Genomic DNA, 15,959 nt, shown 5'->3' with positions numbered 1-15,959 from the left:
ATGTATTTAGTAATTAAGTATTCCTTTTGCATGCATAAGTGTAGTGGCAGCTTTGTTTTGAGCGAAATAAGATTCCTGAAGCTTAAAGTTTGCACTTTCCAGGTCCCTTAACCCATCCAACACTTCGCTTATAGAAGCAAGATCATTTCTATGCTGTTTCTTTAGCATTTCAAAAGTGGCCTTTGCCAGTTCAATCTCTTTATTTGCAATTCTCGTATTTTGAAGTGCAGCCTCATAAGACATTTGTGCCTTCACAATACTTAAAGAGATCATCTCTTCAGCTTCTTTAATTTGTTCCTGATATTTTTGTGCCTCTAGCTGAGCTTTCTTGCTTTTTAATACACTTTTCCCACCATCAAAAACATTCCATTTAATGCCAACTCCTACATACCATTGCGGGTCAAGCAGCGAAAGGTCATCTTCCAGAAATTCATAATGGCCCTTCAATGCCAGCTTCGGAATAAAATTGCTTTTCTCCATTTTAGATTTGAAGCTTGCAGCTTTTTCAGCCTCTTCCAATGCGTGTATTTCTGCCCTCTTTTCAGCTGCACTTCCGGTAGAGGAAATAGCACTTAGTTGGGGAGAAAGCGAACGCAAAACTTCCCTGTTTTCACCGGTAATCTGATGTAGCACCTCAATAAGCAAGCGCTTGTTCTGCTTAAATTCAAGCTGTTTTCCTTCTAGTTGCTGTTGAGCCAATTCGATCTTTTTCCGACTTATAGGAGTAGCAAGACCATTTTCTATTGCCTTCTTGACAAAGCGTTCCTGATCCCGAAGCTGATTTTCTGAAGCAGCCAGTACTTCTTGAGAGGCATTTACCAGAGCTAGCTTGTTATAGGTTTCAATAAGATTTAGAACTAGCTTATCCTTTTGGGCCTCACCCGCATAATTAAGGGATGCTTTTTTATGTTTTCCAGCTTTTCGTGCATTTGTCGCTTCAAATCCGCTAAAAAGTACCCAGTCTAAATCTACCGAAGACTTTAAAATATTTTTATTCTGAAGATTATTTGCCGGCTGCAGTGGAACATTCTCTGGAAAAGCAGCGTTAAAAGGAAGTCCGGCAGCTTCTTTGATTAGCAATTTCTGAGTAGACATCAATAGCTTTTGGGTATCCTCATCAAAAGTTATATCGTCATTAAGCCTGGTATAGCTTCCATTTAAAGTAATCTCGGGTAGAAACACCGCTTTGGCTTGTTTTTGGTCTATCCTGGCCTGCTCGCCTTCCAATCGATTAATATTCAAACCGTGGTTCTTTTCAAGCGCTTTTTGGATAAGCATATCCAGGACCGGATCTATCTCCTGGGAGAAACCAATGGCCGGAATAAGGCCGGTGAGTAAAACGCATAGCAACTTTGTTTTTAGTAATCTCATTTTCATTACACCAATTTATTATTAGTGCAAATTTCATTACTAAAAGAAAGCTTTCCTTTGACCTATATCAAATAGTGAAATTCAAGAATTTCTTGAAGTACCACCTCGCCGAATTCGGCTAAGGGTTTCCTGGGTCATACCCAGGTAAGAAGCAATTGACCCTAAAGGGACCCTGTTTGAGATAGATGGAAATTCAGTAAGCATATAATCATAGCGTTGCTTTGCGGTCTGGAACTGAACGGCATTTAATTTATTTACTACCCGGGTTAGCATCTCGGTAGACAATAATCGGCCTAATTTTTCCATATTGTGATAACGTGCAAATAACAAATCGAGGTTTTCTCGTGTTATGCTATAAAGAACAGAATCTTCCAGCATTTCCAAATAATAAAGACTTGGCGTTTGCTGGAAAAAACTTTCTATACTAGACATAAATTTTCCTTCTATAAAAAACCATTGCGTCACTTCTTTCCCATCTTCTTTTAAATAATAACTTCTTCCCACACCCTTTTCAACAAAAAAAAGTTTGGTACATACCTGGTTTTCTTTTACCAGGGTTTGATTTTTTGAAACATTTTCCCGCTCAAAATGAGCAGTAATATCTGTTAACTCTTCAGAAGAAAAAGGAACAATATTTCTAAGAAAATCATGGAGGTTCATATAAAGTTTTTCCGCTTTAGGATTTAAATGTAAACAATTGAAGGCTATTTTTTCCAGATATCCCTGGTACATCATCAAATTGAAATCGATTTTGGTGATAAGATCTCACTGAAGACCAGAAATAAGTACAATCATAAATTAAAATAGATTTATCTTTAACAACCAAAAATCAGATAATATGAGTTTACTAAATAAAATTATGGGAAATGCGGGCAGTATTTCTAAAGAACAATTAGACGAAAGATATGGGCGATTACTTACTGCATCTGAAGAGATTGAATTGGGTTTTTCCTTGCTACGTGATATCTTTATGTTTACCAACAAACGCCTTATCCTCATAGATGTTCAGGGTTTAACAGGAAAGAAACAAGAATACCTCTCGCTTCCTTATCGCCATATATCCCGTTTTTCCCTGGAAACAGCCGGTACGTTTGACCTTGATGCCGAACTTAAGATCTGGATATCCAGTGAAAATGTTCCTAGCGTAAGTAAAAAGTTTAATAAAAGCATTGATATTTATGCGGTACAACGCTATTTAGCGGAAAAAGTAATTTAGGTGATCTTTTTTATAGCTTCAGATTAATGGAAAGCTTAATTCCCAGGTTAAGGTCTCGGAAATTTTTATAGAACTCCCCTGGCATAGATGTGCTAAATAGAGAGTGTAAACAATTAATGAAAGAATACTGTCTGAAAGGTTTATTTTCGCCAGCTTGACTTCTTCTGGAACTTTTCAGACAGTATCTTTTAAGCCTTACTTTTTAGATTCAGCAATAGAAACTTTACGGAATTCTTTTAAAAGCTTCTCTAACTCTAAAGAAGATTTTCTAGCTCTGGTTCCGGCACTTTTATTTCCACTTTCTAATTGTGCATTAGCTTCCGTTTGGAAATTTTCAAAAGTGTTCTGGATGTTTTCAACAAGTTCTTTCATTATAATAGTTTTAAAAATTTAAAACGCTAAAATAGTAGAATAATGCAGCGTGCGCCCGGTTTTTTGAATATTTCTTATAAACAACCCGAACGGAGGCATCTTAATTGGGATTGATTTAAAGATAGGCTGTTTTCTTTCACATAATTATAACAGTAAAAATTAATTAGTTACGCCTTTCCTTAAAATCATATTCACAACTCTTTTCATAAAAAGCTTTTAAAAATATTAAACAGTTATTTAACAAAATCGCTCTCTAAAAAGGCTGTTTTTCTGAGGTATGTTTTATTTTAAAGCTCTTAAATACTATTAAATCGGCACTTAGACATTTCCTTAACGCCAACTTAGAGCAAAACCGTACCAAATTCAACACTATTCTTTTTCACAGCCTATTGTTTCCCTGGTATGCAGAAACACTTCGTATATAAAGGGAGGGAGTAAATGGACTAATTCTTAGCTTTGATCGGTTATTGCATATTTATGAGTGAAATCATATCAATTATGCTAGCCAGAGGTTTATCTTTGTAAATTGAATGAAGAACCGGCAATCCATAATTGTTTCACTTTTTGTGTTATTGATCTCCTTCAATAGCATTAAGAGTGGGATTATGATAAGTTTTTATATGGTAGATACTAAAAACTTTGTGGAATTGTTTTGTGTGAATAAAGAAAAGCCAGAATTGCAATGTAACGGAAAGTGTGAACTTTCAAAACTTGCTGAAGGGGATACTTCCAAAGAAAAACCAGGCTATTTGGATATTCTTCAAAAAGAAATTATTTTATTCTATGCCAGTGCTTACAACACGATACCTAAAAATATTGTGCAAAATTCTCTGGTGAATGATGCCTACTTAAATAATTACTACTTTCTTTTTGTTCCAGATTTTATAGATCCTCCCATCGTATAAGTTTTCTTTCTAAAACCACCTGTTAACCGGAAAGTTTTCTCTCTGGCAGGGATACATATTTAATTACAACAAATTTTTATACGATGAAACTCTTAAAATATATCAGCTTTTTTGCTGCAACAATATTATTCTCTTGCTCGTCTAACGACGACACCCCAATTCAAATTAATGAAACCAAGGATTTAATTCTTGTTCAGGAAATACAAAACGAAGCTCACAGCATTAAAATCTTCACCGAAGACGGTAAGCTCAAACAAGGCTATAACAAAATCTATTTTCAGATAAAAGATGAAGATAATTTTATTTCTAATGCCGAAGTTAGCTGGACCCCGGTAATGCATATGGAAGCCATGTCTCATAGTGGCCCTCATTCAGAAATTAACAAAAAGGCTGGTACAGAAACTCTTTACGAAGGCTATATCATTTTTCAAATGGCCCAAAACAATACCGAATATTGGGAGCTTGATTTCAATTATAGTGTTGCCGGCCAGGAATATTCCGCAAAAGATATTATTGAGGTAATACCAACCGAAAGAAATCGGGTAAGTGTATTTACAGGAAGTGATGGTGTTCGCTATATCGCGGCTTTAATTGAACCACAAGCCCCAAAAGTAGCCGTAAACGATATCTCTGCTGCTATTTTTAGAATGGAAAATATGATGAGCTTCCCTATGGTGAACAGTTATACTTTAAAGATTGATCCGCGTATGCCCAGTATGGGGAACCATAGTTCGCCAAATAACGAAGACCTTTTTCAGGCCGGTTTAGATGATTTTTACCACGGAAAATTAAGCCTCACTATGTCGGGTTATTGGAAAATCAACTTGCAATTACTCAATGAAGCCGGAGAAGTATTAAAAGGCGAGGAAGTCACTGAGACCAATGAATCGAGTAGTATTTACTTTGAAATTGAATTTTAATTAACCGGGCTGTCTGGGAAGTCTATTTTTTGGAAACCAAATTCGTTTCAGTCTCAAATATGTTTATAGATCGAAAAACATATTTCAGTTAATACAAGAAATGAGGGTAAACTCTAGAAGTTACCAGGGAATCAGAGTAATACAAAAATTTTAAGCCTTTTCAGACAGCCAATTTTTTAAAAAAAGCCATGAAAAAGTATCTTATATTTTGGCTCGTGTTTACATTCAGTTTTGGAATTAGAGCCCAGGAAAAACATACTAAAAAGCAAGACAGCCTTATAATTCCGCAGGAATTAACAGAAGTTATTCTAATTGGTAAGAATTCAAATAAGCACCATCTTGAAAATAAGTCTTTGGCCACTATTGAAACTTATTTAGAAGAAGCAAACGCTGTAGATTTTATAAAAAGAGGCGCTTATGCCTGGGAGCCAATGATTCAGGGCATGGCATCAGAAAGAAGTGTGGTGACCATAGACGGTATGCGCATCTATGCAGCCTGTACAGATAAGATGGATCCTATAACTTCTTACGTAGAGATTTCAAACCTGGCAAAAGCGGAAATTAAAAAGGGACAGGCCGGCGCCGAAAATGGTGCTACCATTGGTGGGGCCATAGACTTAGAGCGCCAAAAAAGTGAGTTTGAGAATACCGGCTGGAGCGGAAATGCCCAATCTGGAATAGAGAGCATCAACGAACAAAAAATTTTAGGAGCTGGCCTGCAATATGCTTCGAACAAAGTTTTTACCGATATTGATTTTATGTATAGGGATGCCGAAAATTACAAAGCCGGCGGGGATAAAGAAATTAACTACTCACAATTTACCAAATATAATTTTTCAGCAACAAGCGGATTTAAGCTAAAAGAAAATAAAAGCATAGAAGCTTCCTTTATTTTTGACGAAGCCCAAGATGTTGGTTATCCCGCACTACCTATGGATGTTTCCCTGGCAAGGGCATATATAGGTTCTTTAGAATATATAACCAATTATAAATATGGTTTTTTTAATGAATGGAGAACCAAGATTTATTATAACGACGTCACTCATATAATGGACGACTCCCAGCGCCCCGATGTGCCTATAAGAATGGATATGCCCGGCTGGAGCAAAACCGCAGGAATGTATTCTAAGTTAAAGGGAACTACTAAAAAGCATACCTGGGATCTATCTTTAAATGGGCATTTTAATAAGTCTTTGGCCGAAATGACCATGTTCCCCGAAGATCCAAATGAAAAAGATATGTTTATGTTAACCTGGCCCGACGTAAATACTATTTATACAGGTTTCTTTGGCAAAGATCTATACCAGATAAAAAAGGAATTTTCGGCAGAAATTTCCCTGGGCATGGGAGTACATAACAACAACATACAAAATGAGTTTGGGCTGGAAAGTTTACGTATATTTTATCCTGAAATGGAAGATTCAAACACCCGTTTTTTGTTGAATACCGGGGCACAACTAAATTTTTCTACTCACCCCTGGACGCTTAGTATTGGTTTGGGCTATGGCGAAAGAGCACCTTCGGTTTCTGAGGCTTATGGATTTTACTTATTCAACAGTTTTGATGGCTTTGATTATATAGGAAACCCTAATATGCGCAATGAAAAATCTTCAGAAATAAATATTTCCACCCAATATGAGCATAAGTCTTTTTCTTTAAGTTTTAATTCCTCTTTGTACCATATTTCAGATTATATAATAGGAAAACCCGATCCTAGCCTATCCCCAATGAATATAGGGATAAACGGCGTTAAAGTGTATGAGCAATTAGCACACGCAAAATTATGGAGTAACGATATGCAGGTAACATATAGCTTTTTAAAAGATTTTACAGCAAAAGTGAAAGCGGTTTATCGTTTGGGGAGGGATGATTCAAATACCAATTTACCCCTGGTACAACCCTTCACTTTTGAAGCCGGCTTGCGTTACAGGAAGAATTCTTTTTATGCAGAAGCAAGTATAGAAAGCGCTACCAAACAATTTGATTATAGCCCCGAATTTGGCGAAAACCAAACGCCTGCTTACTCGGTGGTGAATTTGGCCTTATCAAAAATATTGTATGTCAACACTCAAAAAATGGTTTTAAAAGTTGGCGGGGAAAACCTATTTGATGAATATTATTCTACCTATTCAGATTGGAATAATATACCCAGGCCGGGCAGGAATTTATATGCCAACCTAATCTATAGTTTTTAGGAAGTTCCTTTCTTTAAAAACCCGAAGAGCAAAAAAGAACTTTAATGTTCCCCATTTATTTAAGAAAGACCTAAAAAATGATGGTTTTCAGCATTTTTTAGGTCTTCTACTAATTAAAATTCTTTTAAAGCTATTTCAGCTTTACTCGATAATTAAGGTTTACTGCCTCCTTAACTTACCAGAAAGTAATCTACTGTCTGGTCACTACGCCAAACGGATTTTCGATACTGTGGGCAGGCTCTGTAAACCATTTTGGGCCTTTTTCTGTCATATAAATATGGTCTTCTAAACGAACCCCAAATTTTTCGGGCACCACAATCATGGGTTCAATACTAAAAGTCATTCCCGTTTGTATCTTAATTTCATTGCCTTTAAGAATAAATGGGTGCTCATGAATTTCCAGGCCAATACCATGGCCCGTTCTATGAGGTAGGCCCGGCAACTTATAATCGGGGCCCAGCCCGTCTTTTTCTAATTGCACCCTAACCTGGTCATCTATATATCCGCAAGGTTTACCGGTTTGTGCAGCATTAAAAGCGGCTATTTGTGCCAATTTCTCAGATTGCCAAATATCTTTTTCAGCCTCAGTGGCTTCCCCATAGCAATAGGTTCTTGTAATATCTGAGATATAACCATTGTATTGGCAGCCGGTGTCCACCAATACCATATCGTTTTCTTCCAGGGTTTTTGGAGATTTTACTCCGTGAGGAAAACTAGAATCTTTACCAAACAATACAATGCAAAAATAGGAACCGCTTTCAATCCCCAGTTTTTTATGGGCCGCATCAATAAAGTTTTCTACCTCAGCGGTACTTATTCCGGGTTTTAGAATCTTGGCAGTGGCTTTATGCACCTGCATCGTTAAATCCATCGCGTATTGAAGCTGGGCTATTTCCCCTTCACTTTTCAGCATTCTAATATCCCTTATTATTTTTTCGCCGCTGGAAATTTCAAGTTTTGGATGCTCCTGAAATTTTGAAACCAGGCTAAAAGGCGTTGAATCATCAATAGCTAAACGGGTATTGTTTTTTACAACTTCAGCTATCTTTTCAATAGGAGATTCGTGTTCTAGCCACGGAAGAAGCTCTCCTGAAATTCCGATGAAATCTTTAAAAGTGCCTATTTCAAATTCAGGAAGCACATAATAAAGGCTTCCATCGGCAAAAAGCAAAGCCCCAACCAAACGTTCTGAAGGGTTCCATTTTGTATTGGTAAAATAATATAAATTGGTGCCGGCATTTATATAAAGCGCATCCAGGCCGTTTAATTTCAAGGCTTCGCATGCTTTATTTATCCTATTTTGAAATTCTTCATCCTTAATTGATTCAGGTTTGTGGCCTGGTTCTTTTAACTTTAAAATTTCTTCACCAACCGAGCTTCCGCCAATACCATATATTCGATTACTATTCATAAGTTTTGTTTTTTGAATTACTGCTACTAATAACAATTCAGCATATATAAAAAGCTTCCTTGTATAAAACTAAGATTTCTCCAGAATTTAAAGAAGTTTTTAATCCTTGTTCAAATAGATAGCCCTAACCAGAATGACTGTAATGAGTCTTCTTTAATTTTTGTTATTATAGGGGTTTTCCCAAAAAGAACTTTTACATCTACTTAAAAAGGAATAAATAAAAAATCCGTTTCCTAATTGGGAACGGATTTTTTCATTTTATATAATCTCAATTGCTTTCTAACCTACAATATTTACAATTTTACCGGGCACTATAATTACCTTTTTAGGGATTCTTCCATCCAATTGTTTTTGGGTGCGCTCATCTGCCATAACTGTTTTTTCAATCTCATCTTTTGGCATATCCAATGGTAACTCTATCGTAAAACGCATTTTTCCGTTAAAGGAAACCGGATAATTTTTGGTGCTTTCCACTAAAAATTTTTCCTCAAAAACAGGATATTCGGCAGTTACTATAGATGTTGAATGTCCTAATTTACTCCATAATTCTTCGGCAATATGCGGGGCATAAGGAGCAATAAGCACTGCAAGGGGTTCTAATACTTCCCTGCTTTTACACTTTTGCGCCGAAAGCTCATTTACACAAATCATAAAGGTAGAAACCGAGGTATTAAAACTGAATTCCTCAATATCTTCTGTTACCTTTTTAATGGTTTTATGTAAAGTCTTTAAAGAATCGGCTGAAGCTTTTTCTTCTAAAACTTCAAACTTTTCACCATTATGATAGAGTTTCCAAAGTTTTTTAAGGAAGTTATGCACGCCGGTAATTCCCGCGGTATTCCAGGGTTTTGCCTGCTCTAATGGCCCCAGGAACATCTCGTACATCCTTAAAGTATCGGCACCGTAGTCTTCACAAATATCATCGGGATTAACCACGTTATATTTAGATTTCGACATTTTTTCGACTTCACGGCCAACGATATAGGTACCATCTTTTTCAGTTAAAAACTTAGCATCTTTAAACTCGGGACGCCACTTTTTAAAGCCTTCAATATCTAATTCGTCTGAATGATTTACCAAAGAAACATCGGCATGGATAGGCTGTACATTATTTTCTCCTACAAGGTTTTTAGAAACAAATACATTTTCTCCTTCCAGCCTGTAAACAAAAGCACTTTGCCCTAAAATCATTCCCTGGTTAATCAGCTTTTTAAAAGGCTCTTCAACCGAAAGATAGCCGCGGTCGTGTAAAAATTTGGTCCAGAAACGGGAATACAATAAATGGCCGGTGGCGTGTTCGCTACCCCCAATATATAAATCTACATTTTCCCAATATTCCTGGGCTTCTTTAGAAACGAATTCTTCTTTATTTGCGGCATCCATATAGCGGAATAAATACCAGGAACTTCCTGCCCAACCGGGCATGGTGTTTAATTCTAATGGAAATACCGTTTCGTCATCAATTTTTTCATTGCTCACTATCTTATTAGCTTGCGTATCCCAGGCCCAGGTACTTGCATTTCCCAAAGGCGGCTCCCCGGTTTCGGTAGGAAGGTATTTTTCAACTTCTGGAAGCTGCAATGGCAAATGTTGTGCATCTATCATTTGCGGCATTCCGTTTACGTAATACACCGGAAACGGTTCTCCCCAATAACGCTGGCGGCTAAATACCGCATCTCTTAGCCTATAATTGGTTTTGCCGTAGCCGTGACCTGTTTTTTCCAATTCTAAGATCACCTTTTGCAGTGCCTCTTTATATTCGAGTCCGCTAAGGAAATCAGAATTTGCGATTACTGTTCCCTCTTTTCCGGAAAAAGCCTGTTCAGATATATCTACATTATCAAAAATATTAGGAATGGGAATTTCAAAATGTCTTGCAAAATCGTAATCCCGCTGGTCACCACAAGGCACGGCCATTACCGCACCGGTTCCGTACCCGGCAAGCACATAATCCCCAATCCAAATTGGAATAGGTTCTTTTGTAAAAGGATGCTCGGCATAGGCTCCGGTAAAAACTCCTGTTATACTCTTTACATCGGCCATACGCTCGCGTTCGCTGCGTTTGGCACTGGCGGCAATATAGGCCTCAACTTCTTCTTTTTGCTGCGGTGTGGTTATCTTCTGTACTAAATCATGTTCAGGCGCCAGGGTCATAAAACTCACACCAAAAATAGTATCGGGGCGCGTGGTGAAAACACCAATTTTATAACCGGAATCCTGAACATTGAAATCTACGTGCGCTCCAACCGATTTTCCGATCCAGTTGCGCTGACTTTCCTTTAAACTCTCGGTCCAGTCCAGCTGATCTAAACCTTGCAATAAACGTTCTGAAAATGCCGAAATTCGCATACTCCATTGCGTCATTTTTTTACGAACCACGGGATAACCGCCACGTTCGGAAACGCCGTTTACAATCTCGTCGTTAGCTAAAACGGTTCCCAGTTGCGGACACCAGTTTACTTCGGTTTCCGCTAAATAGGTTAGTCGGTATTTTAATAATATTTGTTGTTTTTCTTCTGAAGAAAACGCATTCCAGGCATCTGCTGAAAACTCCACAACCTCATCATCACAAGCTGCTTTTATACGAGAATTCCCTTCTGAAGCGAAAATATCTTCCAGTTCAGTAATAGCGCGTGACTTTTCAGTTTCCAGATCATACCAACTTTCAAAAAGTTGAATAAAAATCCACTGTGTCCATTTATAATATTCGGGGTCGCTAGTACGCACCTCTCTGCTCCAATCAAAAGAAAAGCCAATTTTATCTAACTGTTCGCGATATCTTTTAATATTTTTTGCCGTGGTAAGTGCCGGATGTTGTCCTGTTTGAATCGCATATTGCTCGGCAGGCAGGCCAAAACTATCGTAACCTTGTGGGTGCAATACATTGTACCCGGTATGGCGTTTATAGCGTGCATAAATATCACTGGCAATATAACCCAATGGATGCCCTACGTGAAGCCCTGCCCCCGATGGGTAGGGGAACATATCCAGTACATAATATTTAGGTTTATTAGATGAATTGCTGGCGCGAAAAGTTTGATTTTCTGCCCAGTATTTTTGCCATTTGGCTTCAATTTCGTTGAAGTTGTAACTCATTGTTTTATTTTTCTTACCTGCTAATTACGCGCTATGCGACTTTCTATATAATGCCTGCAAATTTACAATTTTAAACCACTTATGGGAATTTACAGCCAATGGATTAAGCGACCTATTATTAACCGAAATCTAAATGTGCCAGGAATAGCTGCGACAAAATTTATTGATAGGAGGCCGGGGCTAATTATGAAGTTCTGGCCAATCTATCCATAGGCCGTAAACACTCATATATCATTTTATTTACCGGAGTTTCAATCCCTAACTTTTCAGCTTCTTTTACAATAAACCCGTTGAAATTTTCTAATTCTGAAGGTCGTCCCGCCATAAGGTCTCGCTGTGTAGAAGCGGTAGTACCTGCTGGTTGATTTTGAATAATTTTAAAAGCCTTTTCCAGATGTTCCTTGGCTAATGGAACACCTTTGGCATTTGCCAACAATTTTATTTCCTGTGCGGTTTTTAATAACAAATCGAACAAATAGTCGCTTTCCCTAATTTTATCTATAGAAACCCGGGTTAGACCACCAAGCCCGCTAATTGTAGCGATAAACAAGAACTTCTTCCAGATTTCCAGTTGAATATTTTCAGGATTAAAATTAGTGATTCCGGCTTTGTCAAAAATTACTTTTAAGTTTTGAATTCTTTTAGAGTTTGAATTATCTATTTCACCAAAAGTAATTCTTGGCTCAAAAGAAACGTGCTTTATTTTCCCCGGACTTTCTACAAAACTTACAATATGGCATAGTCCGCCCAATACATTATTCTTTGGAAAGTTCTCCAGTAATTTTTCAACATTATTAGCACCATTTTGCAAAGGCAAGATCATAGTTTCAGCTGTAATGACAGGCTTCAGTTGTTTAGATACCTCAGGAATTTGCCAGGATTTAACACCTAAAATCACGAGATTGGGCGTGGGAACTTCAGCTAAATTATTAGTGATTAGCCGGGGTTTAACCTTAAAGCTACCGTGAATACTCGTTACCTCGAGACCGTTTTTCTTAATGGCTTCAAGGTGTTTTCCGCGCGCAATCATACTAACATTGTAACCTGCTTTGGCGAGTTTCCCGCCAAAATAACCACCTACACCTCCAATTCCAAAGATTAAAATATTCATAAGTTCTGTTTTATTTTAAAGAAAATTAAAAAGCATCGCTAAAAAATGTTTTAACTTGTTTTGCTAATAAAATATGGGATATACAAGCATTTAAGTCGATAGACTTTTTAGCTGTAAAATCCAATTTAGCTTAACGAAGTTAGAAATTTTCAAGTTCAGTTTATCCAGGGTTAGTATGAAAATAATTTTTGTCTTTGCTAATTTTTTCAAACTTTAAACGTTTTAAAGGCATTGAATGTTTATCTTTTTTATTTTTACACAAAAACTGTAATCGACCTATGAGCACATCCTTTGAAAAATACCAGAAACGTCGCCTGGTATCTTCTTATTTTTCGGTAGTGATAAGTATAGCTTTAGTACTTTTTTTATTGGGAATGCTGGGATTGCTGGTTTTAAATACTAAAAAAGTAGCCGATCATTTTAAAGAACAAATTGCACTTACCGTATACCTAAAAGATAATGCCAAGGAAGTTGAGATAGAACAACTCAAAAAAAGCCTGGCTATGGCCGATTACACTAAATCTACTACTTATGTTTCTAAGGAAGAAGCTGCCGAGGCCCACAGTAAAGAGATAGGGGAAGATTTTATGGGATTTTTAGGTTATAATCCTTTACAGAATTCTATAGATGTTTATATGAATGCCGATTTTGTCTCGGGCGAACAGGTAGATGCCATTGCAGCCGAACTGACTTCTAAAAATTTTGTAGATGAGGTGGTTTACGACAAACCACTTATTGCACTTTTAAATGAGAACGTTAAGAAAATTAGTTTCTGGGTACTTATTGCCAGTGGAGTTTTTACGTTTATTGCAGTTTTGCTTATTAACAGCTCTATAAGGCTTTCGGTATATTCTAAGCGGTTTATTATAAAAACAATGCAAATGGTAGGTGCCACCAAAGGATTTATTCGCAGGCCGTTTATTTGGCAGAGCATAAAACTGGGCATTATTGGAGCTATAATTGCCTTGATAGGAATGGCAGGTGCTTTATACTATCTTAACAATATTTTTCCCCAGCTTGCATTAACTTCAGACCTTAAAATACTTGCCGGCCTATTTATTGGGGTGTTTGCGATGGGGATCTTGATTACCTGGTTAAGTACATTTTTTGCCACTTCACGGTTTTTAAACCTAAAAACTGACGAGCTTTATTATTAAGCGGTTTTAACCAGCTCTAAAATTCACAGAATTCCTACATCATTTTTATTAGTTTTGTGCGTGAACAAATGTTAAAATAGGCTAATCGCAAACGTTTTAGCTCATGTAAAAATTTGATTATAAGTCTTTTGAAGTTTTGTATGGTTTAGACAAGTCTTAAATCAAAACTGCAAAAACCTGACTCTCGTCATAATTATTGCTGAATTTCTGCCCCAACTTTGTATCAACTTAAAAACCTAATATCATGAAAGTTTTAAAATCATATCAGTTGCTGCTCACAGGAGTGTTTTTTATGTTGTTAACCGCAGGAAGTATGGTTGGCCAAAGTTTTAAAATGGATAATTCATCAGAAATTATCGTTGAAGGAACTTCAAATATCCATGACTGGGAAATGAAAGCCAATTCTAAAAATGGTAGTGCCACAATTACTACCGAGGAAGGCAAACTTACCGGCATGCCTAGCTTAAAAGTTACAGTTCCTGCAGAAAGTTTAGATAGCGGAAAAGGTGGGATGGACAAAAATGCTTACAAGGCACTTAATACTAACAAGTATAAAAATATAGAGTTCCAGTTAAACGAAGTTAAAAATATTGAAGCTAAAGCTGCCGATTCCTATCAGGTAAAAGGGCTTGCTTCCTTAAAAATTTCAGGAGTAACCAAGCAGGTTCCGGTAGAATTTACGGTAAAATTAAGTGGAAATAAATTACAAATTAATGGTAAACAACAAATTAATATGACGCATTTCAAAGTAGATCCCCCTACGGCTATGTTTGGAACAATTACAACAGGAGAAGAACTAACTATTAAATTCAAATCAACATTTACTAAATAACTATTCAATTTAAAAATTACTACAATGAGAAATTCAATCAAATATTTTGGAATTGCTTTAATGATGGCCGCAGGCTTTCAGGCACAAGCACAAGAAGTAGAAGGAAAAACTATATGGGACAGAGACCTTCCTAATTTTAGAGAGAACGATCAACGAGGCATCAATGATTTTGAAGCTAAAAAAGATACCGACACTGAGTTTGACGGGGTACAGGTAAGATTAGGTGGAGCATCTACTATCCAGTTCCAGTCTTTAGATCACGAATCTGATGCTGCTGAACTTCAAAACCTGGAAGCAAACTTTAACCTGGCTACTGCCAACCTGGATCTTGATATATTGCTTTATGATGGTGTGAGAATGCACTTAAGAACTTATCTTTCTTCACAGCACCATACTGAAGCTTATGTAAAGGGAGGTTATATTCAGATTGATAAATTAGACTTTATAAGCGAAGGTTTTGCCCAGGGACTTATGGATAACCTAAGAATTAAAATAGGTCACATGGAAAACAACTATGGTGATGCTCACTTTAGAAGAACAGACAACGCTCACTCACTTCACAACCCATTTGTAGGAAACTATTTAATGGATAGCTTTACTACCGAAGTAGGTGCCGAAGTATACTATTTTAGTGGCCCATGGTTAGGGATGGTAGGATTTACAAACGGTAAATTAAACCAATCTACTGCCGGTGATGGTGAAACAGATCCTTCTTTCCTTGCTAAATTAGGATATGACAAACAATTTAATGAAGATTTTAGATTTAGATTAACAGGATCTCTTTTACACAGTGGGCATAACTACGGGCGTGGTAACTACCTATACACAGGAGACCGTGCAGGTACTCGTTACTACAACGTAATGACTGATGTTGACGGAAATGGCCCTGGATTTAGAGCCGGACGTATTAACCCATCTTTCAAAAACGAGATGACTTCTGTAATGATCAACCCATTTATTAAGTATGGCGGACTTGAGTTCTTTGGAGTTATTGAAACCATAAGCGGGCAGGACAAAGGTGATACTGATACAAGAACATACAATCACTATGCAGGAGAGCTTATCTACAGATTTGGTGCAAACGAAGATTTCTACCTAGGAGGTCGTTACAGCACTGTAGATGGTGAACTTGACAACAGTACTGATATTAGCGTAAACCGCTTCCAATTAGGTGCTGGTTGGTTCTTAACCAAAAACATCCTTGCAAAATTGGAGTATGTTAACCAGGAGTACAACGACTACCCTGCAGGTAACTTAAACAATGGAGGTCAATTCAACGGAATTACGCTAGAAGCAGCGATTAGTTTTTAAGTTGAATGTTGAGCCCCGGGTGTTATCTCTAAGAGATTCCCCGGGGCTTTTTATTTTCTGTT

Annotated in this window: 13 protein-coding genes; 7 read left to right on the top strand and 6 right to left on the bottom strand. The window is 37.2% G+C overall.

The genetic code is table 11. The features are described from left to right. Positions 1-6: 6 nt before the first annotated feature. Together I6U50_RS14140 and I6U50_RS14135 are read right to left on the bottom strand one after the other, a co-directional pair. Entirely contained in the window at positions 7-1,377 is a 1,371-nt protein-coding gene (locus tag I6U50_RS14140; RefSeq protein WP_198639316.1) for a TolC family protein, read from the bottom strand. A gap of 75 nt (positions 1,378-1,452) precedes the next feature. After that, the gene (locus I6U50_RS14135) at positions 1,453-2,031 is read right to left on the bottom strand and encodes a Crp/Fnr family transcriptional regulator (protein WP_198639315.1); all 579 of its coding nucleotides are present in this window, start codon (positions 2,029-2,031) and stop codon (positions 1,453-1,455) included. Positions 2,032-2,209: 178 nt separating this feature from the next. Between I6U50_RS14135 and I6U50_RS14130 the strand changes: the two genes are divergently transcribed. Then, positions 2,210-2,587, top strand: a complete 378-nt coding sequence (locus tag I6U50_RS14130) for a PH domain-containing protein (RefSeq protein WP_193710198.1) — start codon at positions 2,210-2,212, stop codon at positions 2,585-2,587. A 195-nt stretch (positions 2,588-2,782) separates the two neighbouring features. On the opposite strand, the gene I6U50_RS14125 is transcribed toward I6U50_RS14130, so the two are convergent. After that, positions 2,783-2,959 (bottom strand): histone H1, encoded by a 177-nt coding sequence (locus I6U50_RS14125; RefSeq protein WP_193710199.1) that lies wholly within the window; start codon positions 2,957-2,959, stop codon positions 2,783-2,785. 530 nt (positions 2,960-3,489) lie between these two features. On the opposite strand from I6U50_RS14125, the gene I6U50_RS14120 reads away from it, so the two are divergent. The 3 genes from I6U50_RS14120 to I6U50_RS14110 all read left to right on the top strand — a co-directional run bounded on the left by I6U50_RS14120 (position 3,490) and on the right by I6U50_RS14110 (position 6,979). Next, complete coding sequence (locus I6U50_RS14120; protein WP_198639314.1) at positions 3,490-3,864, top strand: hypothetical protein; 375 nt, start codon at positions 3,490-3,492, stop codon at positions 3,862-3,864. Positions 3,865-3,947: 83 nt separating this feature from the next. Further along, the gene (locus I6U50_RS14115; RefSeq protein WP_198639313.1) at positions 3,948-4,784 is read left to right on the top strand and encodes a hypothetical protein; all 837 of its coding nucleotides are present in this window, start codon (positions 3,948-3,950) and stop codon (positions 4,782-4,784) included. A 188-nt stretch (positions 4,785-4,972) separates the two neighbouring features. Further along, complete coding sequence (locus tag I6U50_RS14110) at positions 4,973-6,979, top strand: TonB-dependent receptor plug domain-containing protein (RefSeq protein ID WP_198639312.1); 2,007 nt, start codon at positions 4,973-4,975, stop codon at positions 6,977-6,979. 190 nt (positions 6,980-7,169) lie between these two features. Here I6U50_RS14110 and I6U50_RS14105 read toward each other — a convergent pair whose 3' ends face one another. The 3 genes from I6U50_RS14105 to I6U50_RS14095 form a co-directional block, all read right to left on the bottom strand. Next, on the bottom strand, positions 7,170-8,390 hold the full coding sequence (locus I6U50_RS14105; RefSeq protein WP_198639311.1) for a M24 family metallopeptidase: 1,221 nt from the start codon (positions 8,388-8,390) through the stop codon (positions 7,170-7,172). A gap of 279 nt (positions 8,391-8,669) precedes the next feature. Then, the gene (gene leuS, locus I6U50_RS14100; RefSeq protein WP_198639310.1) at positions 8,670-11,486 is read right to left on the bottom strand and encodes a leucine--tRNA ligase; all 2,817 of its coding nucleotides are present in this window, start codon (positions 11,484-11,486) and stop codon (positions 8,670-8,672) included. 184 nt (positions 11,487-11,670) lie between these two features. Beyond that, positions 11,671-12,597 carry a ketopantoate reductase family protein gene (locus I6U50_RS14095; protein WP_198639309.1) on the bottom strand — a complete coding sequence of 309 codons (927 nt, stop codon included), beginning with the start codon at positions 12,595-12,597 and terminating at the stop codon, positions 11,671-11,673. A 278-nt stretch (positions 12,598-12,875) separates the two neighbouring features. On the opposite strand from I6U50_RS14095, the gene I6U50_RS14090 reads away from it, so the two are divergent. The 3 genes from I6U50_RS14090 to I6U50_RS14080 all read left to right on the top strand — a co-directional run bounded on the left by I6U50_RS14090 (position 12,876) and on the right by I6U50_RS14080 (position 15,897). Then, positions 12,876-13,754, top strand: coding sequence for a cell division protein FtsX (locus I6U50_RS14090; protein WP_198639308.1), 879 nt, complete (start codon positions 12,876-12,878; stop codon positions 13,752-13,754). 244 nt (positions 13,755-13,998) lie between these two features. Continuing rightward, positions 13,999-14,586: a YceI family protein gene (locus I6U50_RS14085; RefSeq protein WP_198639307.1), complete on the top strand. Its 588-nt coding sequence runs from the start codon at positions 13,999-14,001 to the stop codon at positions 14,584-14,586. 24 nt (positions 14,587-14,610) lie between these two features. Continuing rightward, complete coding sequence (locus tag I6U50_RS14080; protein ID WP_198639306.1) at positions 14,611-15,897, top strand: hypothetical protein; 1,287 nt, start codon at positions 14,611-14,613, stop codon at positions 15,895-15,897. The last annotated feature ends 62 nt before the right edge of the window (positions 15,898-15,959 follow it).

This window comes from Salegentibacter maritimus (assembly GCF_016236975.1).
GTDB classification, from domain to species: domain Bacteria; phylum Bacteroidota; class Bacteroidia; order Flavobacteriales; family Flavobacteriaceae; genus Salegentibacter; species Salegentibacter maritimus.
The sequence above is the reverse complement of the archived record's forward strand: the minus strand, read 5'-3'. Positions and strand labels throughout refer to the sequence as shown.

Bases quoted from the DNA above. Each gene is read 5' to 3' on its own strand.
- leuS (WP_198639310.1), bottom strand. From the start codon at position 11,486: ATGAGTTACAACTTCAACGAAATTGAAGCCAAATGGCAAAAATACTGG.
- I6U50_RS14090 (WP_198639308.1), top strand. From the start codon at position 12,876: ATGAGCACATCCTTTGAAAAATACCAGAAACGTCGCCTGGTATCTTCT.
- I6U50_RS14110 (WP_198639312.1), top strand. From the start codon at position 4,973: ATGAAAAAGTATCTTATATTTTGGCTCGTGTTTACATTCAGTTTTGGA.
- I6U50_RS14130 (WP_193710198.1), top strand. From the start codon at position 2,210: ATGAGTTTACTAAATAAAATTATGGGAAATGCGGGCAGTATTTCTAAA.
- I6U50_RS14125 (WP_193710199.1), bottom strand. From the start codon at position 2,959: ATGAAAGAACTTGTTGAAAACATCCAGAACACTTTTGAAAATTTCCAA.
- I6U50_RS14120 (WP_198639314.1), top strand. From the start codon at position 3,490: ATGAAGAACCGGCAATCCATAATTGTTTCACTTTTTGTGTTATTGATC.
- I6U50_RS14115 (WP_198639313.1), top strand. From the start codon at position 3,948: ATGAAACTCTTAAAATATATCAGCTTTTTTGCTGCAACAATATTATTC.
- I6U50_RS14140 (WP_198639316.1), bottom strand. From the start codon at position 1,377: ATGAAAATGAGATTACTAAAAACAAAGTTGCTATGCGTTTTACTCACC.
- I6U50_RS14085 (WP_198639307.1), top strand. From the start codon at position 13,999: ATGAAAGTTTTAAAATCATATCAGTTGCTGCTCACAGGAGTGTTTTTT.
- I6U50_RS14105 (WP_198639311.1), bottom strand. From the start codon at position 8,390: ATGAATAGTAATCGAATATATGGTATTGGCGGAAGCTCGGTTGGTGAA.
- I6U50_RS14095 (WP_198639309.1), bottom strand. From the start codon at position 12,597: ATGAATATTTTAATCTTTGGAATTGGAGGTGTAGGTGGTTATTTTGGC.
- I6U50_RS14135 (WP_198639315.1), bottom strand. From the start codon at position 2,031: ATGAACCTCCATGATTTTCTTAGAAATATTGTTCCTTTTTCTTCTGAA.
- I6U50_RS14080 (WP_198639306.1), top strand. From the start codon at position 14,611: ATGAGAAATTCAATCAAATATTTTGGAATTGCTTTAATGATGGCCGCA.